General features: G+C 38.0%; 25 protein-coding genes, 1 other RNA gene and 1 other annotated feature. Of the genes, 24 read left to right on the top strand and 2 right to left on the bottom strand.

Translation table 11 applies throughout. From position 1 onward, the window contains the following. Positions 1–3 precede the first annotated feature (3 nt). The 4 genes from dtd to OU989_RS15435 all read left to right on the top strand — a co-directional run bounded on the left by dtd (position 4) and on the right by OU989_RS15435 (position 3,677). The gene (dtd, locus tag OU989_RS15450) at positions 4–444 is read left to right on the top strand and encodes a D-aminoacyl-tRNA deacylase (RefSeq protein WP_274793901.1); all 441 of its coding nucleotides are present in this window, start codon (positions 4–6) and stop codon (positions 442–444) included. 70 nt (positions 445–514) lie between these two features. Continuing rightward, on the top strand, positions 515–730 hold the full coding sequence (locus OU989_RS15445; RefSeq protein ID WP_274793899.1) for a DUF2642 domain-containing protein: 216 nt from the start codon (positions 515–517) through the stop codon (positions 728–730). A gap of 113 nt (positions 731–843) precedes the next feature. Continuing rightward, the gene (locus OU989_RS15440; RefSeq protein ID WP_274793898.1) at positions 844–2,151 is read left to right on the top strand and encodes a MarR family transcriptional regulator; all 1,308 of its coding nucleotides are present in this window, start codon (positions 844–846) and stop codon (positions 2,149–2,151) included. Between the two features lie 119 nt (positions 2,152–2,270). Next, positions 2,271–3,677 carry a YfcC family protein gene (locus OU989_RS15435; RefSeq protein ID WP_274793897.1) on the top strand — a complete coding sequence of 469 codons (1,407 nt, stop codon included), beginning with the start codon at positions 2,271–2,273 and terminating at the stop codon, positions 3,675–3,677. 46 nt (positions 3,678–3,723) lie between these two features. Here the strand turns inward: OU989_RS15435 and OU989_RS15430 are convergent, their stop codons facing one another. Beyond that, the gene (locus OU989_RS15430) at positions 3,724–5,307 is read right to left on the bottom strand and encodes an N-acetylmuramoyl-L-alanine amidase family protein (protein ID WP_274793896.1); all 1,584 of its coding nucleotides are present in this window, start codon (positions 5,305–5,307) and stop codon (positions 3,724–3,726) included. A gap of 164 nt (positions 5,308–5,471) precedes the next feature. Next, positions 5,472–5,718, top strand: a binding site (T-box leader). A 131-nt stretch (positions 5,719–5,849) separates the two neighbouring features. Between OU989_RS15430 and OU989_RS15425 the strand changes: the two genes are divergently transcribed. From OU989_RS15425 to OU989_RS15350, 16 genes are all read left to right on the top strand, one after another. Continuing rightward, on the top strand, positions 5,850–5,972 hold the full coding sequence (locus OU989_RS15425; RefSeq protein ID WP_274793895.1) for a hypothetical protein: 123 nt from the start codon (positions 5,850–5,852) through the stop codon (positions 5,970–5,972). Positions 5,973–6,014: 42 nt separating this feature from the next. Further along, positions 6,015–7,283, top strand: a complete 1,269-nt coding sequence (hisS, locus tag OU989_RS15420; RefSeq protein WP_274793894.1) for a histidine--tRNA ligase — start codon at positions 6,015–6,017, stop codon at positions 7,281–7,283. 61 nt (positions 7,284–7,344) lie between these two features. Next, on the top strand, positions 7,345–9,114 hold the full coding sequence (gene aspS, locus OU989_RS15415) for an aspartate--tRNA ligase (RefSeq protein WP_274793893.1): 1,770 nt from the start codon (positions 7,345–7,347) through the stop codon (positions 9,112–9,114). Between the two features lie 139 nt (positions 9,115–9,253). Next, positions 9,254–9,453, top strand: a non-coding RNA gene (gene ssrS / locus OU989_RS15410) — 6S RNA. Between the two features lie 516 nt (positions 9,454–9,969). After that, positions 9,970–10,692, top strand: a complete 723-nt coding sequence (locus OU989_RS15405) for a GntR family transcriptional regulator (RefSeq protein WP_274793892.1) — start codon at positions 9,970–9,972, stop codon at positions 10,690–10,692. Positions 10,693–10,696: 4 nt separating this feature from the next. Further along, positions 10,697–11,416 (top strand): SIS domain-containing protein, encoded by a 720-nt coding sequence (locus tag OU989_RS15400; RefSeq protein ID WP_274793891.1) that lies wholly within the window; start codon positions 10,697–10,699, stop codon positions 11,414–11,416. A 202-nt stretch (positions 11,417–11,618) separates the two neighbouring features. Then, complete coding sequence (locus OU989_RS15395; RefSeq protein ID WP_274793890.1) at positions 11,619–12,794, top strand: GNAT family N-acetyltransferase; 1,176 nt, start codon at positions 11,619–11,621, stop codon at positions 12,792–12,794. Between the two features lie 224 nt (positions 12,795–13,018). Continuing rightward, positions 13,019–13,330, top strand: a complete 312-nt coding sequence (locus OU989_RS15390) for a PTS sugar transporter subunit IIB (RefSeq protein WP_274793889.1) — start codon at positions 13,019–13,021, stop codon at positions 13,328–13,330. Between the two features lie 18 nt (positions 13,331–13,348). Beyond that, the gene (locus OU989_RS15385; RefSeq protein ID WP_274793888.1) at positions 13,349–13,669 is read left to right on the top strand and encodes a PTS sugar transporter subunit IIA; all 321 of its coding nucleotides are present in this window, start codon (positions 13,349–13,351) and stop codon (positions 13,667–13,669) included. Between the two features lie 46 nt (positions 13,670–13,715). Further along, entirely contained in the window at positions 13,716–15,044 is a 1,329-nt protein-coding gene (locus OU989_RS15380) for a PTS sugar transporter subunit IIC (protein WP_274793887.1), read from the top strand. A gap of 24 nt (positions 15,045–15,068) precedes the next feature. After that, positions 15,069–16,151, top strand: a complete 1,083-nt coding sequence (locus OU989_RS15375; protein ID WP_274793886.1) for a DUF871 domain-containing protein — start codon at positions 15,069–15,071, stop codon at positions 16,149–16,151. A gap of 61 nt (positions 16,152–16,212) precedes the next feature. After that, entirely contained in the window at positions 16,213–17,181 is a 969-nt protein-coding gene (locus OU989_RS15370) for an N-acetylglucosamine kinase (protein ID WP_274793885.1), read from the top strand. Between the two features lie 183 nt (positions 17,182–17,364). After that, on the top strand, positions 17,365–18,126 hold the full coding sequence (locus tag OU989_RS15365) for a tRNA threonylcarbamoyladenosine dehydratase (RefSeq protein WP_274793884.1): 762 nt from the start codon (positions 17,365–17,367) through the stop codon (positions 18,124–18,126). A 123-nt stretch (positions 18,127–18,249) separates the two neighbouring features. After that, positions 18,250–18,636 (top strand): hypothetical protein, encoded by a 387-nt coding sequence (locus OU989_RS15360; protein ID WP_274793883.1) that lies wholly within the window; start codon positions 18,250–18,252, stop codon positions 18,634–18,636. A gap of 209 nt (positions 18,637–18,845) precedes the next feature. Beyond that, complete coding sequence (locus OU989_RS15355) at positions 18,846–19,364, top strand: hypothetical protein (RefSeq protein ID WP_274793882.1); 519 nt, start codon at positions 18,846–18,848, stop codon at positions 19,362–19,364. Positions 19,365–19,639: 275 nt separating this feature from the next. Continuing rightward, a complete protein-coding gene (locus tag OU989_RS15350; RefSeq protein ID WP_274793881.1) occupies positions 19,640–20,356 on the top strand; it encodes a hypothetical protein in 717 nt (238 codons plus the stop codon). Positions 20,357–20,423: 67 nt separating this feature from the next. Here OU989_RS15350 and OU989_RS15345 read toward each other — a convergent pair whose 3' ends face one another. Continuing rightward, the gene (locus OU989_RS15345; RefSeq protein WP_274793880.1) at positions 20,424–21,704 is read right to left on the bottom strand and encodes a replication-associated recombination protein A; all 1,281 of its coding nucleotides are present in this window, start codon (positions 21,702–21,704) and stop codon (positions 20,424–20,426) included. Between the two features lie 205 nt (positions 21,705–21,909). Here OU989_RS15345 and cymR point away from each other — a divergent pair, with 205 nt between their 5' ends. From cymR to OU989_RS15325, 4 genes are all read left to right on the top strand, one after another. Beyond that, complete coding sequence (gene cymR, locus OU989_RS15340) at positions 21,910–22,329, top strand: cysteine metabolism transcriptional regulator CymR (protein ID WP_008181126.1); 420 nt, start codon at positions 21,910–21,912, stop codon at positions 22,327–22,329. A gap of 140 nt (positions 22,330–22,469) precedes the next feature. Next, positions 22,470–23,618, top strand: a complete 1,149-nt coding sequence (locus OU989_RS15335; protein WP_274793879.1) for a cysteine desulfurase family protein — start codon at positions 22,470–22,472, stop codon at positions 23,616–23,618. A 74-nt stretch (positions 23,619–23,692) separates the two neighbouring features. Further along, positions 23,693–24,817: a tRNA 2-thiouridine(34) synthase MnmA gene (mnmA, locus tag OU989_RS15330; protein ID WP_274793878.1), complete on the top strand. Its 1,125-nt coding sequence runs from the start codon at positions 23,693–23,695 to the stop codon at positions 24,815–24,817. Between the two features lie 75 nt (positions 24,818–24,892). Then, the gene (locus OU989_RS15325) at positions 24,893–25,552 is read left to right on the top strand and encodes a tetratricopeptide repeat protein (RefSeq protein WP_274793877.1); all 660 of its coding nucleotides are present in this window, start codon (positions 24,893–24,895) and stop codon (positions 25,550–25,552) included. Positions 25,553–25,630 lie beyond the last annotated feature (78 nt).

The raw sequence follows: 25,630 nt of genomic DNA, 5'->3' as shown, positions 1-25,630 counted from the left end.
TGCATGAAAGTAGTATTACAGCGCAGTAAAGCTGCCTCTGTAACAGTAGACGGAGCTGTCACAGGAGCAATTGATAGTGGCTACGTTCTTCTAGTGGGTATTACACATGAAGATTCACAGGAGGATGTCCTTTATTTAGCGAAAAAAATAGCCAATTTACGCCTTTGGGAAGATGCTGATGGCAAAATGAACCATTCCATTTTAGAGCATGGAGGTGCTATTTTGTCCGTCTCACAATTTACGTTATATGGGGATGCCAAAAAAGGGAATCGACCAAGTTTCACAAGTGCAGCTAGACCAGAAGTAGCCGAACCGTTGTGGGAAGCTTTTAATCAAGCACTGCGAGAGCATGGCTTACATGTGGAAACAGGTGTTTTTGGTGCGATGATGGATGTTGCACTAATTAATGATGGTCCAGTCACAATACTTCTAGAATCAAAATAATGGTACATTTCCTATAATTCCTTCATATACTAAAGAGTATGGTTAGTTTTATAGGAAGGGGTGTCTACACATGGCACAGATGGGGAGTATATCCAATCCATATTTATACGAAACTTTTAAAATGATGATTGGTCAGGCAGTTGTCGTGCAAACAGAAAAAAATATTCAGCAAGGTATTTTATTATCCATACTACCTGACCATTTAATCCTAGAGATTAGTCGTACGCCTTACTTCATTCCAATGGAGGAGATTGTATGGGTAACGCTGGAAGCTACAAGAAAATAAGTATGTATGAACCTTCTCAACATAATAGTTGATAGAAGGTTCTTTTTTTATATATTTACGGTATAATGATTAAAATTATCGGAATATTGTGCGTATTAAAGGAGCTGAGCATTTTGAAAACAATAGGGATTCTAGGTTCATTATTTTTCTGGAATAATATAAAAGAACATTTCACGTTGTTTCCACAAGTACAATTTATTCATTTTCCCTATACTTCACCAGATCAATGTGTAAATCTTTTTGATGAAGCTGCATCTTGTTCGGATATATTACTATTTGCTGGATCGATTCCCTATTATTACTGCTATGAAAAAATAAAAGCATCTCACATCCAAGCAGTGTTTATCCCTTTTGATGAATTGACACTAGCACTATCGTTATTATCCTTACAACATCATGAAAAGGTGGATTTATCCCAGCTATCGATCGATGTACCTAAGCAGAATAGTCTTCATCAGGTAATGATGGAAGCCGGTATTCCATCTACTGACGTCTATGTAAAAGATTACGAATGGGTTTATGATCAACCAGAAAAAATCACAAAGCTCAATGTGAATGATTTTATTTACTTTCATAAGGAATTATATAAAGCAGGGAAAACCACTTTAGCGCTTACTAGTTTACACGCAGTTTTTGTTGAGTTACAAAGATTAGGTATACCTTCGAAGTACATGGTTGAAAGCAAACAAACATTCATAATGACAATTAATTCAGCGCTTGAAGCTTATCAGCATACAATGTTGACTTCGTCGCAAATAGCTGTCGTTTCTATTTGTAGTAAACAAAAGTTGATGGATGAACAACAACTATTTGTAAAGTCGTTAGAAAATATTTGCAAGCGTTTTCAGGCAAGGATCACGCAAGCCCAACAGGAGCCTTATTTAATCATTTCTACTAGAGGGGTAATTGAACAACTTGAACCTGCTTATTTAAGATCATTAATTGAACAGTGTGAACGACAATTTAAAACCACTTTTACGATTGGCATTGGCTATGGATATTCATTACATGAAGCAGAAACTCATTCTTCCCAAGCTTTATTTTTCACGTCCAAATGGAGAGATGCATCGACCGTCATTTGTTTAGTAGATGCAGAGAATAAGTTACATGAACAATTATTTGAACATAATAATCAAATTGCATTAAGTAGCCATCATAAAGCCATTTTAGAGATGGCTGAAAAGGTGAAAATGAGTGCTAAAAATTTAAATGTTATGAAGCAATTTATCACAGTTACTAATAATCGCCCATTTTCAGCTACGGAATTAGCGCAATATATGAATCTGTCACGTCGATCTGCTGAACGCATTATTAATCGATTAATCGAGCATGATTACTTTAAGTTAGTAGGAGAGGAGCAACCTTATCATCAAGGCCGTCCGCGAAAGCTTTATAAGGCAACAAACTATTGGACATTCTGAAATAATAGAAAATTAATACTTTACAATAAATTTGAACTCATGTATATTTATTCTCAATTAACGACATATAACGACAACATTGTTCCGATGTCTAAATCTATGAAAAGGAGAGTGAATTTATGGAAAATGAACAGAATGTTAAAAAGAGAAGTTGGCTCAAAGTACCTCATACATATACCATTATTTTTGCTATTATTTTTTTAGCAGGTATTGCAAGCTATATTATTCCGGCGGGTGAGTTTGACCGTGTAGAGGATGAGGAAGGGCGAATGCTCGTTGTAGATGGAAGCTATCATCATATTGAGAGTGATCCAGTTTCATTTTTCGAAATGTTTACAGCGATTCCAATGGGGCTTGAAAAAGGAGCTCAAATTATTTTCTACATTTTCTTAGTCAGCGGTGTTTTTGGCATTATCCGTTCAACAGGTGCAATTGAAGCTGGTGTCTATAAAGGTGTAAAAGCGCTAGAGGGAAGAGAAAAATTACTCATTCCATTATCGATGATCTTGTTCTCTGTTGGCGGTTTTACAATGGGGATGGCAGAAGAAACAATTATTTTCGTACCGATTGGTGTAGCGATTGCTCGTGCAATGGGCTTTGATGCTGTAACAGGGACAGCTATGATTACTCTTGGTGCAGCCAGTGGATTTTTTGGAGGTATGCTTAATCCCTTTACAGTAGGTGTTGCGCAATCATTAGCAGATGTACCGCTATTTTCTGGAATAGGTTTCCGTGCAGTTGTCTATATTTTTGTTCTAGGTTTTGCCATATTTTATGTGTCTCGCTATGCTTTTAAAGTAAAAAAGAATCCACAAGCAAGTGTTATTTATGACATTGAGCAAAAGGCTAAATCTACTGTATCCGAAATTGACATTCCTACATTAACAGGTAAGCATAAATTTGTATTTATTGTGATGGCTTGCGGAATTGGCTTTAATATTTATGGTGTCTTTAATTGGGGCTGGTTCCTAACACAATTAACAGCATCCTTTTTAATTATGGGGTTAATTGCGGGGCTAATTGGCGGTTTAAAACCTGCGACTATTTTTGATTCCTTTATTGATGGGGCAAAAGCTGTAACGTTCGGTGCCTTAATTGTAGGCTTTGCCCGTGCAATCACTGTTGTGTTAGAGCAAGGAAAAATTATTGATACGATTGTTTATGCAGCATCAGAAACCATTGGCCATTTGCCACATGCTATTAGCGCAATTGGCATGTTATTTATCCAAGCACTTTTGAATTTATTTATTTCATCAGGTAGTGGACAGGCAGCAGCAACAATGCCAATTATGATTCCAATTACTGATTTATTAGGATTGGAACGTCAAGTGGCTGTGTTAGCCTTTCAATATGGGGATTCCTTAACAAATTCTATCATTCCTACTTCATCTGCGCTAATGGCGTATTTAGCTGTAGCAGGTATCCCATATGAAAAGTGGATCAAATTTATTTGGAAGATGATACTTGGTTGGGCAGTGATTGCATGTCTTGCATTGATTGCTGCAGTAGCAATAGGGATCACTTAAAACGTGAAAAAAGCTGTGGAAGATTATTCTTTCCACAGCTTTTTGTTTATTCCTCTTGCTTATTAAAATAGTTGAGTATACCTTGATAAATACCGAGAGTGGCCTGCTCACGGAACTTTGCTGTCGTGATGACTCGCTCCTCGCTTGAATTACTCAAGAAGCCTAACTCAATAAGTACAGCCTTTTGACGATTTTCTCGAAGTACTAAATAGTTACCTTGCTGTGTCCCACGATCTCTCAATTCTAATTTACCTGAAAGGCCATCATGGATCGCTTCAGCAAGTCCTTTTTGATTACTATTCATATAATAGGATGTGAAGCCGTTAATAGAGCTGTCGTCTGTTGCATCATAATGAAGACTAATAAAGGCATCTGCCTCATATTGATGGGCAATTGATACACGCTTACGTAGAGCTACATATTCATCTGATTCCCTCGTCATGACCACATTTGCACCAGCAGCACTTAATTTAGAAGCAAGTAGAGTAGCTGTTTTCAAAGTAATGCCTTTTTCCTCTGTACCACGCTGCCCTGTTGTTCCATGATCATTCCCACCATGTCCTGCATCCACAACAATCGTCAGTCCATTTAAAGTTCCTTTTTTACGAGGTTCTTCTTTATCCTTTTGAGGTATTGTTGCTTTATTTGAACTTGTTGTTACTACCCAGTTCGCGACAAATGCCGTTTTTTCATCATCTAATTGTATTTCATAAAAATCATTCTTCACGCCGACAATCGGGTAATTAATGCCAGCATCGACACGTTCAACAACTTCAGCATCTGTTGACGCATCTGTTCGTAGGTTTGTCCCATTATAAATAATCGTAACAGACTCCAACTCTTTAGAAGAGGAAGTTTTGGAAGTACTCTTCACTTTATTAGAGAATGTACCGTAAAAACTATAGACCCATCCTGTTTTTTTATCATTGTACTGTATTTGTACCCAATTATGCTCTTGAGCCAGTACTTTAAAGGCTTGCCCTTTTGTCACAGTACCAACTTTTTTAGTATTTAAATCAGGTTTTTTACGGACATTTAGAACGTCCACTAAGATTGTAAAAGTAGTATCCTTGTTTACTGGTGTTGTAGTAGTAGTTACTTCTACTGCATCTTCTTTTGGTTCTATTTCTTTTTTAGGATTATCGTTTATCGTGACATAATCCTTTGAAACCCATCCAGTTTGTCCATTCCAATCAATTTTGGCCCATTCACTATTTTCTTCAATGAGGTTTGCTTGGTTGCCCGTCGAAAGTTGCCCAAGCACTGCTGATGAGATATCTGGCTCTGTTCGAATATTTAAACGGTCAACTTGTGCGATGACAGTTTTATCTAAGGCTTGTTTAGCATTTGTAGGAGCTGTCAGCCAAGAGGCAACCCATCCTTCGTAGTTACCTGTTTTTACTTGAATCCAATCACCTTCACGACCAATTGAGGATAAAGGATCACCTTCTTCTAATGTTGTAATGATAGGATAAGACAAACCAGGACCCTCACGTAAATGAAGAATTGTTCCAGCGACTTTTAGATCACTAGTGTCTGCGGAAGCTTTTTGAACAAAGTTCTTATTTGGCATCGCAATAGTTACCATTAGTATGAAGATCATTATACTATGTAAAATTTTTGTCCTCATCAGATTCCTCCTATTCCTTGTGCTATTTTACCATGCTTTTGTATAAAAATTCGTGGTAAAAAGGTAATGGAATTTGTCATTTTCATTGCTGTTTGATGAAAAATATAAAAATAGTTGACATTGGCTTGGCTAGTGACTAACATAAAGGGTAATCGAAAAATGATTAATCGCTTATGACCAAGCAAGTAGCGTGTACCTCTATTGGAAAAGAGAGGGGAAGACTTAGGCTGCAATCTTTCCTACAAATATGTATGATGCGAATAACACTTGAGAGGCTTTTTTCTGAAAAGCAGCAATGCCTACTAGGAAAAAACGGAATCGGCCGTTATCCGATTATGAGGAGGACACAGATTTATATTTTGTGTCAACTAGGGTGGAACCGCGGAAGCTTATACAGCTCTCGTCCCTTGCAATGGCAAGGAGACGAGGGCTTTTTTGTTGTCTAAAAAGCAATCGACCCTGCTGAAAATGGGGTGAATTCTGCGCTATGTGGAAGATGCTTCACTGAACAGCAAGAAAAATAGCTCCAACTGGTGAGCGGAGTGCTTAATCAAGGGTGGAAGCCGCTCCAAATGGAGAGGAAAGCGCTCAAAGAAGGACCGAAGCCGCTCCAAGTGGAGAGGAAAGCGCTCAAAGAAAGCTCGAAGCCGCTCCAAGTGGAATGACAGCTGCTCAATCATAAGCAATCAATATAGGAGGGAAATTACATGAGTTTTAAAGTGCCACGAGGAACACAAGATATTTTGCCAGGTCAATCTGAAAAATGGCAAAAGGTTGAAGCGATTATTCGTGATATTTGCCGTGTGTATCGCTATAACGAAATTCGTACACCGATTTTCGAACAGACAGATTTATTTGCACGTGGTGTTGGTGAAACAACGGATGTTGTGCAAAAGGAAATGTATACATTTGAAGATCGCGGGGGGCGTTCGTTAACATTGCGTCCTGAAAATACAGCTGGAGTTGTCCGTGCGTATGTAGAACATAAAATGTTTGGTGCCCCAGACCAACCTGTTAAACTTTCTTATTTAGGACCTATGTTCCGCTATGAGCGCCAACAAGCCGGTCGCTACCGTCAATTCGTGCAATTCGGTGTAGAGGCAATCGGTTCAGCAGATCCTGCCATTGATGCAGAAGTTATCGCTCTTGCGATGGATGTTTATGAATCAGCGGGCTTAAAGGATTTGAAATTGGTCATCAATTCACTTGGTGACAAAGAAACTCGTGATACGCATCGTACAGCATTATTACAACATTTTGAGCCACATATAGAGGAGTTTTGCTCCGATTGTCAAAATCGTTTACAAAAAAATCCATTGCGAATCTTAGATTGCAAGGTAGATCGCGAGCATCCATTAATGCAAACGGCTCCAGCATTGACAGATTTCCTAACTAAGGACTCAGCTGCCTATTTTGCTCAAGTGAAAGCGTATTTGGATACATTGGGCATTACGTATGAAGTTGATCCAAATCTTGTGCGTGGACTTGATTATTACAATCATACGACATTCGAAATTATGTCGACTGCTTCTGGCTTTGGTGCTATTACAACACTTTGTGGTGGTGGACGCTACAATGGTCTCGTACAAGAAATAGGAGGGCCAGATGTGCCAGGTATTGGATTCGCACTAAGTATTGAACGCTTATTATTAGCGCTTGAGGCAGAAGGTGTGGAATTAGATACGGCTTCTGGACTAGATGTTTATATTATTGCAATGGGCAATGAGGCGAAACAAAAGGCTGTAGAGTTAACTAGTACGTTCCGCGCAAAAGGCCTTGCCACAGAAATGGATTATTTAGATCGAAAAATGAAGGCACAAATGAAATCAGCGGACCGCCTAGGGGCGAAGTTTACGATTGTCCTTGGTGAAACGGAGCTGGAAGAGCAAGCAGCAGCAGTGAAGCATATGGAATCTGGTGAGCAGCATAAGGTTGCATTTTCAGAATTAGTGAACTATTTATCTCAACAATCCTAAAAGACATGGCATTTCTCGTTAAATGCTACATAAAAAGAAGATATTTTGGAGGAATTTAACAATGGCTACAAGAACACATGCTAGTAACGAACTTTCAGAAGCGTTACAAGGCGAAAAAGTCGTATTAAAAGGTTGGGTACAGCGTCGTCGCGACCTTGGTGGTTTAATCTTTATTGATTTACGTGACCGTACAGGTATTACTCAGGTTGTTTTTAGTCCAGACGTTGCAGAAGCACATGCTTTAGCGGATAAAGTGCGTAGTGAATATGTAATTGAAGTAGAAGGAACGGTTATCCTTCGTACAGAGGACCAAATCAATCCAAATGTGCCGAACGGTAAAATTGAAGTAGAAGCTACAAAATTGGTTGTCATTAATACGGCCAAAACAACGCCATTCCAAATTGAAGATCGTACAGACGTGTCAGAAGATCTACGTTTAAAATATCGCTATTTGGACTTACGTCGTCCAGTGATGTTCGATACCTTTAAAATGCGCTCTGATGTTACACGTACAATTCGTAACTTCCTACAAAATGAAGGCTTCTTAGAAGTTGAAACACCAATTTTAACAAAGTCAACGCCAGAAGGTGCTCGTGATTATTTAGTGCCATCACGTGTACATGAAGGTGAATTTTATGCTTTACCACAATCACCACAGTTATTTAAACAGTTATTAATGGTTGCTGGCTTTGAAAAGTATTTCCAAATTGCACGTTGTTTCCGTGATGAAGATTTACGTGCTGACCGTCAACCAGAGTTTACACAGGTAGACATTGAAACAAGTTTCTTAACACAAGAAGAAGTATTAGAAATGAATGAGCGTTTAATCCAAGCCGTAATGAAAGAAGTGAAAGGGCTTGATATCCCTGCACCATTCCAACGCATGAAATACCAAGAAGCAATGGATCGTTATGGTTCAGATAAACCAGATGTTCGTTTTGGCTTAGAATTAGTAGCATTAAATGATGTTTTTGAAGGTTGTAATTTTAAAGTGTTTGCAGATACAGTGGCACAAGGGAAGCAAGTAAAAAGTATCAATATTAAAGGGGCAGCCGACAAATATTCACGTAAAGACATGGATGAATTAACAAAGTTTGTTGGTATCTATGGGGCAAAAGGTCTTGCTTGGTTAAAGGTTACAGAAGAAGGCTTAAATGGTCCAATCGCGAAGTTCTTTGATGAAGCATTAGCAGCTGCATTAATAGAACGTATGGGTGCAGAAGTGGGCGATATTCTAGTATTCGTAGCAGATACAGCAGCTGTAGTAGCCGCATCTTTAGGGGCACTTCGCACAAAATTAGGGCAGGATCTAAATTTAATTGACGAATCTCAATTTGCCTTCCTATGGATTACTGACTGGCCATTATTTGAATACTCTGAGGAAGATGGACGTTACTATGCAGCACACCATCCATTCACACGTCCGTTTGATGAAGATATCCCGTTAATGGACACAGATCCTTCAGCAGTTCGTGCTCAAGCATATGATATTGTATTAAATGGCTACGAACTTGGTGGTGGTTCATTACGTATTTATGAACGTGATCTACAAGAAAAAATGTTTGAATTACTTGGCTTTACAGAAGAAGAGGCTCAGGCGCAATTTGGTTTCTTATTAGAAGCATTTGAATATGGTGTACCACCACATGCTGGTCTTGCCTTTGGTCTTGATCGCTTTGTTATGTTATTAGCGGGACGTAACAATTTACGGGATACGATTGCATTCCCGAAAACAGCAAGTGCTAGCTGCTTAATGACAGAAGCACCAAGTGAAGTATCACCAGAGCAACTAAGCGAATTAAGTTTAGCAATTAAACCATTTAGAAAATAAACAATAATACAGAATACCTAGGTTTCCTAGCAAATATTGTTGGGAACCTAGGTATTTTTTGCGTTTTCTTATGAAATTATAGATTGTTAGAGAAAATCGTTTGAATTATCAGAAAAGTGGTGGTATGATATCTGTAATACGAATCCTGATGTGTTTGTCTAACTGCTAACTCTACTTCACAGTTTTGACCGAACATTATCGAATCGGGAGCCTTCATTTTGTAGTCGCAAACATGCCCCTAGCGGAGCGGGACGTTTAAAGCTGCAAAGCGGGCACCCCCCTGCAAATTGCGGGTTCAAAACGAATGTTTCTTGGCATTACGGCACAATTGGGATTCGTCCTATACATAGGATTAAAAGGAGCTTGAGTATAGCTCCTTTTTTTATGTTGAAAAAGGGACATAGCTATTGAAAAATAGGAAAATTTTGAAAATATGAAAGAATTACTTTTTATTTTTGGTTAATCAGCATATAATTGGTATAGACAACTATACCTTCATCAATGGCAAAGTTAGCCTTACAGAAAAAATGCTCAGGCAAACATTATCTTCGTAATTGGCTAGTAATATGATGAACATGAGTTGGAAGCAAAAAAGTCTCCATTAGCAAACGATGCATAAAAAGGCATTCAATTAATGATGGAGTAGACAGTAGAAATAGAGATGCCATGACAAAGTAGTCAATACAAAAAATAGTGTAAGCCAATGTTAAAAAATTACGACTTACCAAGAAAGCTAAGGATGGTTTTCATGTGAATTGTGTATTGCTTACTCAACATTTGCATGGGCAAAAAACGATTTGTCAGGTAAAGTTGTATTTGGAATATCATAAATGAGGCATAAGGAAGGTGCAAGATTTGTTAGAGAAAAATTCCCATATTCCTATTTATATACAAATAGAAGAGATTATTAAACAACGAATTTATTTAGAAGAATACAAAATTGGTGAAACAATTCCTTCAGAACGAGAGCTTTCCGCGCAATTTGACGTTAGTAGAATGACTGTACGTCAATCCATTACCAATCTAGTAAATAGTGGTCTTCTTTATCGAGAAAAAGGGAGAGGTACTTATGTTGCCAATCCAAAATTAGAGCAGCCATTAAAGGGATTAACGAGTTTTACTGAGGATATGCGCGCACGAGGCATGGAACCGAGCAGTAAAGTTTTACGATTTGAGAAAATCGTACCGCCGATGGATATCGCCAGAGACTTAATGATTGAGTCAGGAGAAGAGGTATTCTTTGTAGTTCGGATTAGAAATGCGGATTCTCAGCCAATGGCGATTGAAAGAACGTATATCCCTGTGAAAATATATCCTGAATTGGATGAAAAGCAAATTATGGGCTCGCTTTATGCCTTAATTGAAGCAAAATTCCATCAAAAAATTGGAAATGCTGTTCAGCAAATGGAGGCAGCCATTGTATCAAAAGAAGATAGTAAGTTTTTGCAGATTAATCAAACAGCACCAGTTTTAATTATTAAACGAACAAGTTATTTATCGGATGGTAAGCCGTTTGAGCTTGTACGTAGTACTTATCGAGCGGATCGCTACAAATTTATAAGTGAAATTAAAAGGTGATCATATGCATGCATATTTTTCTGAAATCGAAAAGCTAATCCAAGTTGTAAAAGAGCAGGAAGCTGTACGGATTAATGAAGCTGCTCGTATCATTGTGCAGCGCCTTCAGCGAGGTGGCATTATCCAACTTTTTGGTTGTGGACATTCGCAGTTATTAGCTCAGGAGGCATTTTACCGAGCAGGTGGTTTAGTTCCTGTGCGTCCTATTTTTATTGAACCGTTAGCATTACATGCGGGGGCTTTAGCTTCCTCAAGTAATGAGAAGGACCCGACTATTATTGAACAACATAAGGAACAGTTTGATTTTCGTGAAAATGACGTGTGCATTGTGATTTCGACTTCCGGGAGAAATTCAGCACCTATTGACGCCGCTTTATTAGCAAAGGCTAGAGGTGTTTTTGTTCTATCCCTACAATCGCTCTTCTATAAAGAGCAGCCTACACGTCATCATAGCGGGCAAAGACTAGAAGAAGTGGTAGATTTCATCATCAACACACATATACCTATTGGTGATGGCGTTTTGCATAAACATGAAATGCAATATGCGCCAGCATCTACTGTTATTGGTTCACTACTATTAAATGCGTTATTTAGCGAAATCATTGAGGAGATAGCAAAGAACTCAACTGAATTACCTATTTTTGTTAGTAATAATGTGGATTCAGATTGGTCACATAATGAAACAATGATTGCAAAATACCAGCATCGTATAGATTTTACATGAGCAATAGCAAAAGGAAATTTACGTTGAAAATGGGTTAAGTGCGGTTCGTCACTAGGAATAACAAAGATGTTAAGGGAATTTTGGAGAAGAGTGTTAAGGGATTTTGCAGTGGTTGTTGTTATACCACTGCAAAAGAGCCCTTGGAAAAAGCATTTATTTATCAATATTTATCAGAATATTCATTAAACAGAGGTGGTTAAGTATGAACATTAACATTGTCTCACCTAACGATTATTGGCAAATACATCAATTGAGGGATTATTGTTTTTCAAATAAATATACAAAGGCTCGTCGAGACGATTTTCACTATTGGATTGAGCATAGCACAACACTAGGGGCTTATGATGATAAAAAAGTCGTTGGGCAGCTTCTAATATTACCATTAAACATGACGGTGCATGGCGTCCAGTACAAAATGGGGGGGATAGGATTTGTCGCTACATATCCAGAGTATCGGCAACAGGGAATTGTGAAAAGGCTCATGACGGAAGCACTGCAAAAAATGCGGAACAATGGGCAGACGATTTCTGTTTTAGCACCTTATTCCGTGTCATTCTATCGATATTTTGGGTGGGAACTATTTTTTGAGAAGCTTCATTATACGATTCCACAAGCGAATTTTCCAGATTTAGGTAAACAACTAGATGTCGTTAAAAGGATGAGCTTTGAATGGTTAGATCCCGATCTTTTTCAGGGTATTAAGGAATTTCATAATGCAATGGCAATCGTACAACATGGTGGCATGGTACGTGATGATGCTTGGTGGAAACGAATTGAGAGAAGGAGCCCTGATAGTCATTTTGCAGCTTATTTTCTAGATGGGCATCTAGAGGGGTATATTCGTTATGCAATAAGGCAGGAGACATTTGAAGTTCAAGATTTTATTGTAGCCAATCATTTAGCGGAACAAGCAATATGGCGTTATATTACGTCGCACGCAGCAAGTGTTAGTAACATTACAGGAGTTACTAGCAATCATTATCCATTTGGCTTTTATTTCAAAGAGCCACAATTCAAAAAGGAAGTCGTTCAGGATGTCATGATTAGGGTGGTGGACGTTTATGCATTCATGCAGCAGTATCCATGGGGAGAGATTAATGACATTTTGACTATTCGTATTGAAGATTCTTTTTGTCATTGGAATGAGCATGTCTATCAAATAAATAAAAATGGTCATGTCTCAATAATTGAGACAAATTCAACCGATACCATGCATATGTTAACACTACCAATTAATCTTTTTTCTGCAATGATGGTGGGCTATCTTTCTGTAAAAGAAGCAGTTATCTATGCTAATCAGCCTATAGAGAAAAAGATAATTGATCATTGGCAAAGGGCGTTACCTTCAGAAAAACCTGCTTTTTATGAGTATTTTTAGGCATTAAATTTGATGGAAATATAAAAATTTTTTGAACTTTTTTCTGGACTATACCAGTTAAAAAGAATCGTTAATTATGCTATACAACTGCAATAGCCCAATTTTGTAATTTATTAGCTTAGCATATATTTAATGTAAAAATTGTATTGTGGTATATACCAATAGGTGCTATTCTCAACATAAGTAAGCGATTACAAAATAAAAACATTAAAGGAGTGTTTCGAATGAAAAACATCATGTTAGTGTGTGTAGCAGGCATGAGTACTAGCTTATTAGTATCGAAGATGCAAAAAGCCGCACAGGAGAAAAATATTGAAGCTGATATTTATGCTATTGCAGAAGGAGAGGTTGAAAAAGTATTAGCTGCGAAAAAGGCGGATGTGCTTTTACTAGGCCCTCAGGTACGCTACTTAAAGGGCACGTTTGAATCAAAATACAAGGATATGGGTTTTCCTATTGATGTTATTAATATGGCGGATTACGGCATGATGAATGGGGAGAATGTCTTGAAGCAAGCCCTGCAATTAATAGGATGAAAGAGGGGACAACGGGAAATGGGAGAAGTAGCATTAATGGAATCGATTATGGGTCTTATTGTGCATAGTGGTAATACGAAAAGTGAGTGTATGGAAGCTATTCAGCTAGCAAAAAAAGGGGAAATTGAGGCGGCGAAGGAGAAAATCAAATTAGCGAATGAATCTCTAATTGATGCACATCACGCTCAAACGGGGTTACTGTCTCAAGAAGCAAGGGGAGAAAAAGTAGAGGTTTCTATGTTATTAATTCATGCACAAGATCATTTAATGAATGCTATTACATTTCGTGATTTAGCACAGGAAATGATTGAGCTATATGAACGAATCAAAGGGGAGTAACATCAAATTTTGATGTCACAATAAAAAGCAAAGGGAGTGTATGGGGATGTTCCGTTTTTTAGAAGAGAAATTTGTACCGGTTGCTGCAAGGGTTGGAAATCAGCGTCATTTAGTTGCCATTCGTGATGGATTTATTACGATTATGCCTTTAACGATTGTGGGATCTCTGGCTGTACTTATTAACAATTTGCCTATCAAATTTTATCAAAATGCACTCGATGCCATTTGGAAGCATGAGACATGGACACAGTTTGGTGGCAATATTTGGGGAGCTACATTTGGAATTATTTCACTATTACTAGCCTTTTGTGTTGCCTATCATTTGACGAAAAGCTATGACAAAGATGCATTATCTGGTGGAGTAATAGGGCTTGCTAGCTATATGACATTTGGTACGTTTGGTGAAGGTGGATTAACAGGATTAACTACAGGTACAGGTGGTATATTCATTGCTCTGATCATTGCACTACTTTCTACAGAATTGTTTTGTAAATTGTCTGGCAATCCCAAGTTACTAATTAAAATGCCAAATGGTGTACCACCAGCTGTTGCGAAATCATTTGCAGCGTTACTACCTGCCATAATAACTATTGGATTATTTGCTCTAGTTCGAACAATTATTTCGGCAGGTTTTGATATACCAGATATTGTGGGTTCCTTCTACACGGCGATTCAGGAGCCATTTATGGGTCTAACAAATACATGGCTTGCGGCTTTAATTTTGGCATTTATCCCTACATTTTTATGGACACTTGGCGTTCATGGAGCAAATATCATTGAACCATTTATGCAAACGATTAATTTACCAGCTATTAACGAAAACGTTGCTGCTATCTCTGCTGGTAAAGTAGCGCCTTACATTGTAAATAAACCATTCTTTGATGCATTTATTAACATGGGAGGCTCTGGTACGACAATAGCACTTATTATTGCGATATTCCTATTTGCAAGAAAGAATAAGCAATATAATACAGTTGGAAAATTATCCGCAGCTCCTGGGATTTTCAATATTAATGAGCCATTACTTTTCGGACTGCCAATTGTATTAAACCCGGTTTTATTCGTACCTTTCATTTTGACACCAATGGTAAACGTAACGATTGCCTTCTTTGCAACGAAGTTGGGCTGGGTGCCAGCAGCTACTGTAGCACCACCATGGACAACACCTCCGATTATTAACGGATTCCTAGCAACTCAATCTTGGCGTGGGGCAGTCTTAAGTATTGTGTTAATTGTCATTGCCGTTTGTATTTATTTGCCATTTATTTCGATGGCAAACCGTATGGCAAGGCAGAATGAGCAAAAAGCTGCTTTAGCAGCACAAAATGAACAACAAGCTGTTGTCCAAGCAGAAGGGCAAAAAGTAGAAGTTTAAGCGTGAACTAATGGAGGGTTTAAAGTGAGAAGATTAGGAATTTCGCTCTATCCGCAGCATACTACACTTGACGAAATGAAGCGCTATGTTCAGCTTGCCCATGACAATGGCTTTGACCGTATTTTTACATGTCTGATGTCATTAAAGCAGAAGGAAGAACGCCAGAAATTACAGCAAATTAACCAATTTGCTCAACAGTTAGGTTTTGACATTTCAGCTGATATCGCACCAGCCGTTTTTGATGATTTAGGCTATACCTATAGGGATATTGGCTATTTAAAAGAACATTTTTCTTTGGCAGCTATACGTTTAGACATGGGATTTTCAGGTCAGGAAGAAGCGCTGATGTCATTTGACGCAAGTAATCTGAAGATAGAATTAAATATTAGTAATGGTACGAAGTATGTCGATAATGTGTTATCTTACCAGGCAAATAAAGAGAATATTATTGGCTGTCATAATTTTTATCCAAGACGCTTTACTGGTTTATCTCGTCAGCATTTTTTACAAACATCACAATGCTTTAAGGAACACAATATAAGAACGGCAGCGATGATTTCCTCACAGCATGGTAAATTTGGACCTTGGGAGCAAACGGAACATGGTTTACCAACACTAGAGGAGCACCGTCAACTACCAGTTACTGTACAGGCAAAAGATTTATGGCACACGGGGCTAATTGATGATTGTATTATTGGCAATATGTATGCTTCAGAGGAAGAAATACGAGCATTAGGTCAATTAAATCGCTATAAGCTTGAATTAAAGGTGAGCCAGTCCTCAGATACTAGTAGTTTAGAGGAGACCATTCTTTTTCAGGAGCCTCATTTTAATCGTGGTGATGTTTCTGATTATGTCATTCGGAGTACTCAATCTCGAGTTAAATATAAAAATGAGGATTTTCCTATCCATGATACACGTCCACTTAAACTAGGTGATGTTACGATTGATAATAATCTTGATGTTCGTTATAAAGGTGAGCTCCAAATTGTTCTGAAGGACATTCCAAATGCTGGTTCCAGCAATGTCGTTGCTAGCATTGTCGAGGAAGAGCGATTTTTATTACCATATATTCAACCATGGGCATCATTTGGGTTTACAAAGTAAAGAATGGAGAGGAAGGGATTGAGTTATCAATCTCTTTTTCTTTATGGGGGGAAACATTGTTATGTATGTATTAGCAATTGATGGTGGTGGAACGAAAACGTCAGCAGTTATTTGTGATGAAAAGGGGAATATTTATGCTCAAGTGGTGACGACAAGAAGTAATCCAACAGCGATGGATAGAACCTATTTTGAGGCAATTTTGCATACAATCATGCAAAATTTACAGCAGCAAAATCCACAAGCACTTGCAGAAGTTGCTAGCTGTTTTGCTGGTATGGCAGGAGTTCAGGAGCTACAAGCAGGAGGCATGGTTGAAGCTGTTTTACGACACTATGTTTCCAAAGCCGCAACAATTAGGGTGGATAATGATGCATTAATTGCTCTTTATGCAGGTACACTTGGCAAAGCAGGGATTGTTCAAATTGCTGGAACAGGGGCCATTACGATGGGGTACGATTGTCACCAACGCTTTCATCGAGTAGGTGGCTGGGGCTATCTTTTTGATGATGAAGGTAGCGGCTATGATTTAGGTGTTCAGCTGCTAAAAGCCGTATTTCAAAGTTATGATGGAAGAGCAACAGCTACACTCTTAACCGAAGCTGTGCTGCATCATTTTTCTGTAAAAACTGTGCCACAATTAATAGCCCATATTTATGGCGAGGAACATCCACGTACGGTCGTCGCCCCATTGAGTGTGTATATTTTTGAAGCAGCTGACAATGGGGATCTTGTAGCTAAGCAAATAATAGAAAATGCTTGTCAAAACTATTATAAGGCGATTAGGGCTTGCTATTTGGATATGCAGTGGGAGCAAGACGAAGTACCAGTCGTCTTAGTAGGTGGGGTGTTTACCAATGAAGCTCATTTTGTTCCAAGACTTCAAGCTATGGCACTAGAGGAAGCATTACCTTTTAGCTTTAAGACACCAGCTTTACCACCAATTGGTGGGGCAGTAATAGCAGCATTTCAACAGCTTAACGTTCAGCCTCATATGTCTTTTGTTGAAGCATTTCAAAAAAATTATATGTAGTAATCAAAGAGTAGTTGAAGTGATTCAATTGCTCTTTATAGTATGACTATAAGTAGGCAACTATTTTTTTCTTTATAATTTTCACTTGATGAATAACATGATAAAATGTAAGATAGGTTGTGTTTTTTATCTTAGTATATAACTAGGTTTACTAATAAAATTTCATAGATGGAGAGTGTCAGGATGTTACATCAATTTTCACGTAACGAGCTCGCAATAGGAACAGAGGGTCTCGAAAAATTAAAAAAAACAACGGTTGCCATTCTTGGTGTGGGTGGTGTGGGATCATTCGCTGCTGAGGCATGTGCACGCAGTGGGATCGGCCGCATCATTTTAGTTGATAAAGATAATGTAGATATTACAAATGTCAACAGACAATTAGTGGCATATCTATCTACTGTGGGCAAATCTAAATCAGCTGTAATGAAAGAGCGCATAGCAGATATTAATCCAGCATGTGAAGTGATTGATATGCATATGTTTTACACGGAAGAAACATATGAGGAATTTTTTGCACAAAACATTGATTATGTAATCGATGCAAGTGATACAGTTATGTACAAAATTCATTTAATGAAGGAATGTTTAAAGCGTAATATTCCTATTATATCAAGTATGGGTGCAGCAAATAAAATGGATCCTACTCGCTTCCAAATTGCTGATATATCAAAAACACACACAGACCCTCTAGCTAAAATCATACGTACAAAGCTACGAAAAGACGGAATTCATAAAGGGGTAACCGTTGTATTTTCGGATGAGAGCCCGATTGTCGTTCGACCAGATGTTGTAGAACATGTTGGGAAGCCAGATGCGGCGATCCGCAAAGCAAAGATGCCGCCATCGTCCAATGCTTTTGTGCCGTCAGTTGCAGGTTTAATTGCTGCTAGTTGGGTAGTCAATACCATCTTAAAAGATGTTAAAATTACTCGTGTACAAGGTTAAAGCCATACATTGCAACAAACAATATCATGGATTATTTTTGTAGAAGTAGCTACCTTCAATTTTTAGAGGTAGCTACTTTTTCTGTGTTACAATTAGACCGTTCTAAAAAGGAGGCGTAAACAGATGGAAAAAATTTATCAAATGGAATATAGAGGTTTAAATCTTTTCGATGAAATTAGCACAGTAGAGTTAGCTATAGATGAAGAAAAGCAAACCATCCATATTTTTGACGTTGGACAGGTTGTCAGCCCCATTTTTAATTTCGATGTATCGGCTTATGAATTATCAGATGGTTTTTATAAAATGGCGGATGTTCTGCGCCATAAGAAAATATTAACAGATCAATATGTAGAGGGTGATTTAACATTAAGTGAGTGGTTAATTAGGAATAATGCTTATTTTTATACACCAAAAAAGCGCATTAAAAAATATATGCAGGGTAGTATTCTCGAAATTGTTGATCAAGCACAGGAACAATGGTTATTTGATGAATATGTACAAAGGGTATAATTTTACCAAAATAGTTCCTCTTATGTACATAAAATGCTATTAATTCACGAAATTGTCTTATTTTTTTCATGTCTACACTTCTTCATATGGTTTATTGCTATAATTTGAATCATCCATAAGATAATCGATCAGTTTGTTTGGGTTGCTCATTGCTACTCAATGAATAGCAAAATGCGAAAACAACAAATGACATATGGGAGAGTGGGAAAATGGAAATTCAAGTAATTCGTGATCATTTAGATATTGTTAAACTTCAAGAGAAAATGAATGCCATTGTATTTGACTATTTGGATACCTCCAACAATTATCCGAAAGCCATGAGAGAATTAAATCCTTTATATACACAAGTAACAACATATTATAAGGCGTATATTGATCAGCGTGCTGGAGAATTACCAAGTGCGAATACGTATTGGCATTTATTTATCGATTGCTGTGCAAAATTATGTTACTTTTTAGCAGCATCGACTTATTATTCCTCAAATGCTTTACAAAAAACACCTGAAAAAGTGGAGCGTTTATTAACAATAGCTGCCTATTCTTTACCAAGTATCGAACAGGAAGAGAATGAACAATTATTAACAGATATCTTGGCCCTTTTAGCGGAAGTGCTAGAGGATGAAGAAAAAACGACAATAATACGCGATGAAGTGTTGTCCCAAAAAGGTGATGTGAAGAGCTGTCTAAAACAGTTTAAATTATTTGTTGATCAAGAACTGTCAGCATAGACAAGACTAGACCATCTATTTTCAGAAAATAGCATATTAGACAAGAATCTACATAACTTATTCAATTAATTCTAGCTTTTTCTACAGTGTACGGTGTAGAAGATAATCGATTTACTTGCTTATTAAGTCTTGTAGATTCTTTTTTTATACAAGCATAAAAAAGACATGTTTTTTTAAAAGGTATTTATGAATTTTTGTCGAATTAGTTAAAAAATTGGTAGTACATATGCTCACTCTATTTGATGTTGTCAAACTTATTGGAAGGGGGCTAGGCAATGATAGTAAACGGAATAGAAATAGATCTGGCGAATTTGGAAAAACCACTATTACTAATCAGCGAGGAAGATGAGCATCTATTTCAACGACTTATCCACTCAACGATTGAGCATGAGTTGATTCAATGTCAATTAGCTCTTTCTACAAGAAAATCGATTTCATTAGTCAAAGATATTTGGTTGGCGCTGTATAGGGATCGAGATAAATTATACGTCAATAGCGGTCATGCCATGCTATTTCCAATCCGTTTAATTCTTTTTGAGTTAGTTACACAAGCAGAATACTTTCAACGTTTAGCTGAAAAGTCACGAGATGATGAATGTCTTTCCCTTATTTATGCCGTTATTCTTTTACAATTTGTCTTGCAGTGGTTAAAGGATCGTTTTAGTAACAATCAAGAAGTATATGGTTCATTAAAACTATTATATCGGGTGTCAGATGATGAAGTACTTGATGAGGAGTTTTTTGAAACAAGGGAACAAAAAATTGCAGAAGCAGTTGCTGTAAAAGCCATTCGCTTTGAAGTAAGAGAAAACAATCAAGAGTTCGCAAGTTTATTGTATCAATCGTATAATTTAATTGTTTTTTTGCATAGTAAGGCAAATGAAGAAGATGGAGAAGAATCCATTTTGCCATCGCTTCGCCATATAGCTGAACCTTTAAAACAATTTTACAAGGAACGTTACACAACTAATAACCCGAGCTTTACAGGATGATTGCCAGTGTAGTCTTCATTATAAAAAAAGCAAAGTCACTAGCAATCGTGACTTTGCTTTTGTGCTTTTATTGATGAAATGATTTGAGCTTTTCGTAAATGCCTGCCATTCGTTTTTCTTCACCAGCAATCACCGGTTTATAAAATTCTGTTCCTACAAGCTCATCGGGTAAATATTGCTGATCCACCCAACCGCCAAAAGTGCCAATCGGCGTGTTATGTGGGTATTGGTAGCCGACATGCCCTAAATCTTTCGCACCTTCATAATGAGCATCGCGTAAATGGTGTGGAATATCACCTGTTCTCCCTTCATGAATGGCCGTTATGGCAGCATCAATTGCAGCAATAGCGGAATTGGATTTGGATGATAAACACATTTCAATAACAGCACTTGCAAGTGGTATTCGCGCTTCTGGTAATCCGAGTCGTTCTGCTGCTTGGACTGCTGCCAACATATGAGGGCCGACTTCAGGATTGGCTAAACCTATGTCTTCGTAGGCCATAACAAGGAGTCGTCTGCAGACAGCTACTAAATCACCTGTTTCTAATAAATGCGCTAAATAATATAAAGCGGCATTTGTGTCACTACCTCGTACAGATTTTTGCAAGGCAGATAGTAAATTATAAAAATGAGAACCTTTTTTATCGCCATAAACACCAATGCGGCTAATGAGGTGCTCAATGATGTGGTCAGCTGCAATGGCTTGCCCATCCACCTCATCGCTTGCATAGTAAATAGATTCAAGTAAAGTCAATGCCTTTCGTGCATCTCCATTAGCTGCTCCAGCAATTTGTTCGATTTGAGCATCAGTTAATGCAAAATGATATTTACCAAGGCCTCGTTTTTCATCCGCTAGAGCTTTTTTTATAAGCTCAATTAAATGATCTTTTGTTAGCCGTTTTAGTTGATAAATCTCCCCACAACGTGAACGGATAGCTGGATTCACATCATGGTAAGGATTTTCCGTTGTAGCACCAATCAATACAATGGAGCCGTTTTCAACATGTGGTAATAAAGTATCCTGCTGTAATTTATTGAAACGATGAATCTCATCTAAAAAAAGGAGTACTTTTCCGGAAATTCTAGCTTCTTGTACAATATCTTCCACATCTTTTTTACCAGCACGAGTTGCATTCAGTGCAAAGAAAGGGAGCTTTGAGCTTCCTGCAATAGCATTCGCGATAGATGTTTTACCAATGCCGGGCTCTCCGTATAGCAACATCGAAGGTACATGTTCGTTTTGAATCATTTTATAAAGGGCTGTGTTGGGACCAATGAAATCCTGATGACCAACAATCTCATCAAGGGTTAAAGGACGCATTCGAAAAGCGAGTGGTTCATTGTGCATAATAATTCCCCCTTTCAGTCGTTGTCATGTTTTGCTTCGACCATGTTTTTACGTTAAAATAAAGCGCTGATGGTCATTTTTGAACGAGTAAGAATCGCATTTATTAGTATATCATATCCTTCTAGGTGTATTTCCGAGTTCTTCAAGAGGAGATTATGATATACTGTTGGTAGTATTTTTGACTAGACTAATTGAGGGTGATAAAATGAAAATTTCAACAAAGGGCCGTTATGGGCTTACGATTATGATTGAATTAGCAAAGCATTATGGGGAAGGACCTATTCCATTGCGTAAAATTGCTGCGGAAAAAGAGCTTTCTGAAGCATATTTAGAGCAATTAGTGTCCCCGCTTCGTAATTCAGGCTTAGTAAAAAGTGTACGTGGTGCTTATGGTGGTTATATGCTAGCGAATCCACCTAGCGAAATTTCAGCTGCCCATGTTATTAGTGTACTAGAAGGGCCGATTCAACCTGTAGAGGGTATCGAAAATGAGGAAGCACCACAACGAGAGCTATGGCTTCGTATTCGTGATGCGGTAAAAAATGTATTAGATACAACAACAATTGAAGATTTAGCACAATATACAGAAGAAAATGTAGCAGAAGGCTATATGTTCTATATTTAAAATGTTTAGGCTAAAGCGCTGCTCCCCCATTCTTATCATATGTTGGTTGAAGTAATGGACTTCAAGCTGAATGCTTTTGACAAGCGAATGATAATCAATGTGGGTTCCAGCGCTTTTTATCAAAAAGGAGTTTTTTAAACATGAATTCATATATCTATCTCGATCATGCAGCCACATCTCCGATGAACGGCCAAGTCATAGAAGCGATGACAACTGCTATGCAGCAAGTATTTGGCAACGCATCAAGTATTCATGGAGCAGGTCGAGAAGCACGAAAATATTTGGACGATGCTCGTGAGGTATTAGCCAATTCCATTGGTGCTCAGGCGGGGGAGATTATTTTAACAAGTGGTGGTACGGAAGCTGATAATACGGCTATCTTTGGGACTGTCTATGCCCGTGCGAATGAAGGAAAACACATTATTACAACTCAAGTTGAGCATCATGCGGTGTTACATACTTGTGAAAAACTTGAACGGGAAGGCTTCGACGTGACCTATTTACCAGTAGACCAAATGGGACGTGTAGCGGTGGAGGATGTCCAAAAAGCACTCCGTGAAGATACCATTTTAGTAACGATTATGTATGGTAATAATGAGGTAGGTACGATTCAGCCTATTGCGGAAATTGGTGAGCTATTGCGTAATCATAAGGCTACATTCCATACAGATGCTGTACAGGCTTATGGCTTAGAGGCGATAGATGTAGACCAATTACAAGTTGATTTATTAAGTGTATCCGCTCATAAAATCAATGGTCCTAAAGGAATTGGATTCCTTTACCAAAAGACGGGCACACCGTTAGCGAGTTATGCTTTAGGAGGCGCACAAGAGAAAAAACGTCGCGCAGGTACTGAAAATATACCAGCTATTATTGGTTTTGCAAAAGCTGTACAAGTTGCAAATGAGTTGCGTGAAGAAAAGCGTTCACTATACAATCACTTTAAGCAAATTATGCTTGATGTTTTTTCACAGGAAAAGTTAGCGTTCCATGTGAATGGCAATGAGGAGCAGTCATTACCGCATATTCTAAATATCAGTTTTGATGGCATGGAAGTAGAATCATTTTTAGTAAATCTTGATATAGCAGGAATTTGTGTATCGAGTGGATCGGCATGTACTGCTGGATCAATTGATCCATCACATGTGTTAGTCGCTATGTTTGGACAAGGTTCAGAGGAATTAAGAAACTCCATTCGATTTAGCTTTGGTCAGGATTTAACGGAAAATGATATTCGAAGTGCAGCTGAGAAGACGGCACAAATTGTGAAAAAACTAGCTAAAAAATAATTTGCGAAACGAATGTTATGTTCTACAAATTTTGAAGAACGAACTGTAAATAGATAAAAGAAAAGGTGAACACAATGAAAGAAACACGTGACCCCTCACAAATTCGCGTTGTTGTCGGCATGTCTGGTGGGGTTGATTCCTCGGTGGCTGCATACTTGTTAAAACAACAAGGGTATGAAGTAATCGGGATCTTTATGAAAAACTGGGATGATACGGACGAAAACGGTGTTTGTACAGCAACAGAAGATTATGATGATGTAATAAAAGTATGTAATCAAATAGGTATCCCATATTATGCCGTTAATTTCGAAAAACAATACTGGGATAAAGTTTTCACATACTTTTTAGAAGAATATAAAGCAGGACGTACTCCGAACCCTGATGTAATGTGTAATAAAGAGATTAAATTTAAAGCATTTTTAGAGCATGCCATGAACCTTGGCGCTGATTACTTAGCAACAGGTCACTATGCACGTATTGACCGCAGTGATGACGGGGAAGTCAAAATGTTACGCGGTGTTGATGACAATAAGGATCAAACATACTTTTTAAACCAACTATCACAGGAGCAATTATCTCACGTCATGTTCCCTATTGGTGATATTGAGAAAAAAGAAGTGCGTAAAATTGCAGAAGAAGCAGGATTAGCAACTGCAAAGAAAAAAGATTCAACGGGCATTTGCTTTATCGGAGAACGTAATTTCAAAGAATTTTTAAGTCAATATTTACCAGCTCAACCTGGCAAAATGGAAACGATGGATGGCGTTGTGATGGGACAGCATGATGGTTTAATGTACTATACACTTGGTCAACGACATGGTCTTGGTATTGGTGGAGATGGTGAGCCATGGTTTGTATTAGGAAAAGATTTAGAGCGAAATGTTCTACTTGTAGGACAAGGATTTGACAACGAGTATTCATACTCTACATCTTTAACTGCTGTGAAAATGAATTATACTTCGACAAAAAAATTGCCTGGGAAATTTTCATGTACAGCAAAATTCCGTTACCGTCAAACTGATACTCCAGTAGAAGTTGAAGTTTTACCAGATGGCCGTGCTCATATTATTTTTGCTGAGCCTGTTCGTGCTATCACTCCTGGACAAGCAGTTGTTCTTTATGATGGAGAAGAATGTATGGGTGGCGGAACAATTGACGAAGTCTTTAAAGGTAATGAAAAACTAACATATGTTGGATAGTTTGCGTTAAGACTGCTTTTACTGCCTCTTGGCTTCATAGAAGCAGTCTTTCGCTACATAAGAGGTGAAGAACGAATGAATTTTAATGAACAAGGCATTCAAGCATTTCAAGAAAAACGTTATGAGGATGCTGCACAATTATTTACAAAAGCAATTGAAGCAGAGCCAGAAAATGCTATTGGATATGTGAATTTTGGGAATCTATTAGCGGTGCTCGAAGATACAGAACGTGCTGAGCGTTTCTTTCAGAAGGCCATTACTGTGGATGAAACAGCGGCTACAGCTTATTATGGTTTAGCCAATCTATATTACAATGCAGAACGCTATAATGAAGCAGTGAAGCTTTATGAGCAAGCATTAAAGCATCATATTGAAGGCGCGGATGTCTATTATATGATGGGCAAATGTTTTGAACGCATGGAAAATTCAAAATTGGCATTGCCTTATTTACAACGTGCCGTGGAGCTTGCTCCCGAAGATACACAGATTCGATTAGCCTATGCCATTGTGCTATGTGCGTTAGAAATGTTTGAGGAAGGGAAGAAGGAACTGGATCTTTTAATTGAGCAGGATTGGAATAATGCAGATGCACACTATAATTTAGGTGTACTGTATGCCGTGTCCACAGAACAAACAGAAGATGCGATGTATCATTTGAAACAAGCATTTACATTAGAGCCTGAATATGATCAAGCACGTTATATTTACGATATGATTGCACAACGATTTAACTAATACATGCTAAGCAGCAAGAGCCGAATTGACAACTTGCTGCTTTTGTATTTTATCTCAATCGGTGGTGTTACCGTCAAT

Source organism: Lysinibacillus irui, assembly GCF_028877475.1.
Taxonomy (GTDB): Bacteria; Bacillota; Bacilli; order Bacillales_A; family Planococcaceae; genus Lysinibacillus; species Lysinibacillus irui.
Note: the sequence above shows the minus strand (reverse complement) of the source record. Positions and strands in the feature narration are given on the sequence as shown.

What these genes read in the sequence shown, in the direction of transcription:
- dtd (WP_274793901.1), top strand. Translation starts at nt 4, where the DNA reads ATGAAAGTAGTATTACAGCGCAGTAAAGCTGCCTCTGTAACAGTAGAC.
- OU989_RS15445 (WP_274793899.1), top strand. Translation starts at nt 515, where the DNA reads ATGGCACAGATGGGGAGTATATCCAATCCATATTTATACGAAACTTTT.
- OU989_RS15435 (WP_274793897.1), top strand. Translation starts at nt 2,271, where the DNA reads ATGGAAAATGAACAGAATGTTAAAAAGAGAAGTTGGCTCAAAGTACCT.
- OU989_RS15430 (WP_274793896.1), bottom strand. Translation starts at nt 5,307, where the DNA reads ATGAGGACAAAAATTTTACATAGTATAATGATCTTCATACTAATGGTA.
- hisS (WP_274793894.1), top strand. Translation starts at nt 6,015, where the DNA reads ATGAGTTTTAAAGTGCCACGAGGAACACAAGATATTTTGCCAGGTCAA.
- aspS (WP_274793893.1), top strand. Translation starts at nt 7,345, where the DNA reads ATGGCTACAAGAACACATGCTAGTAACGAACTTTCAGAAGCGTTACAA.
- OU989_RS15400 (WP_274793891.1), top strand. Translation starts at nt 10,697, where the DNA reads ATGCATGCATATTTTTCTGAAATCGAAAAGCTAATCCAAGTTGTAAAA.
- OU989_RS15395 (WP_274793890.1), top strand. Translation starts at nt 11,619, where the DNA reads ATGAACATTAACATTGTCTCACCTAACGATTATTGGCAAATACATCAA.
- OU989_RS15390 (WP_274793889.1), top strand. Translation starts at nt 13,019, where the DNA reads ATGAAAAACATCATGTTAGTGTGTGTAGCAGGCATGAGTACTAGCTTA.
- OU989_RS15385 (WP_274793888.1), top strand. Translation starts at nt 13,349, where the DNA reads ATGGGAGAAGTAGCATTAATGGAATCGATTATGGGTCTTATTGTGCAT.
- OU989_RS15380 (WP_274793887.1), top strand. Translation starts at nt 13,716, where the DNA reads ATGTTCCGTTTTTTAGAAGAGAAATTTGTACCGGTTGCTGCAAGGGTT.
- OU989_RS15370 (WP_274793885.1), top strand. Translation starts at nt 16,213, where the DNA reads ATGTATGTATTAGCAATTGATGGTGGTGGAACGAAAACGTCAGCAGTT.
- OU989_RS15365 (WP_274793884.1), top strand. Translation starts at nt 17,365, where the DNA reads ATGTTACATCAATTTTCACGTAACGAGCTCGCAATAGGAACAGAGGGT.
- OU989_RS15360 (WP_274793883.1), top strand. Translation starts at nt 18,250, where the DNA reads ATGGAAAAAATTTATCAAATGGAATATAGAGGTTTAAATCTTTTCGAT.
- OU989_RS15355 (WP_274793882.1), top strand. Translation starts at nt 18,846, where the DNA reads ATGGAAATTCAAGTAATTCGTGATCATTTAGATATTGTTAAACTTCAA.
- OU989_RS15350 (WP_274793881.1), top strand. Translation starts at nt 19,640, where the DNA reads ATGATAGTAAACGGAATAGAAATAGATCTGGCGAATTTGGAAAAACCA.
- OU989_RS15345 (WP_274793880.1), bottom strand. Translation starts at nt 21,704, where the DNA reads ATGCACAATGAACCACTCGCTTTTCGAATGCGTCCTTTAACCCTTGAT.
- cymR (WP_008181126.1), top strand. Translation starts at nt 21,910, where the DNA reads ATGAAAATTTCAACAAAGGGCCGTTATGGGCTTACGATTATGATTGAA.
- OU989_RS15335 (WP_274793879.1), top strand. Translation starts at nt 22,470, where the DNA reads ATGAATTCATATATCTATCTCGATCATGCAGCCACATCTCCGATGAAC.
- mnmA (WP_274793878.1), top strand. Translation starts at nt 23,693, where the DNA reads ATGAAAGAAACACGTGACCCCTCACAAATTCGCGTTGTTGTCGGCATG.
- OU989_RS15325 (WP_274793877.1), top strand. Translation starts at nt 24,893, where the DNA reads ATGAATTTTAATGAACAAGGCATTCAAGCATTTCAAGAAAAACGTTAT.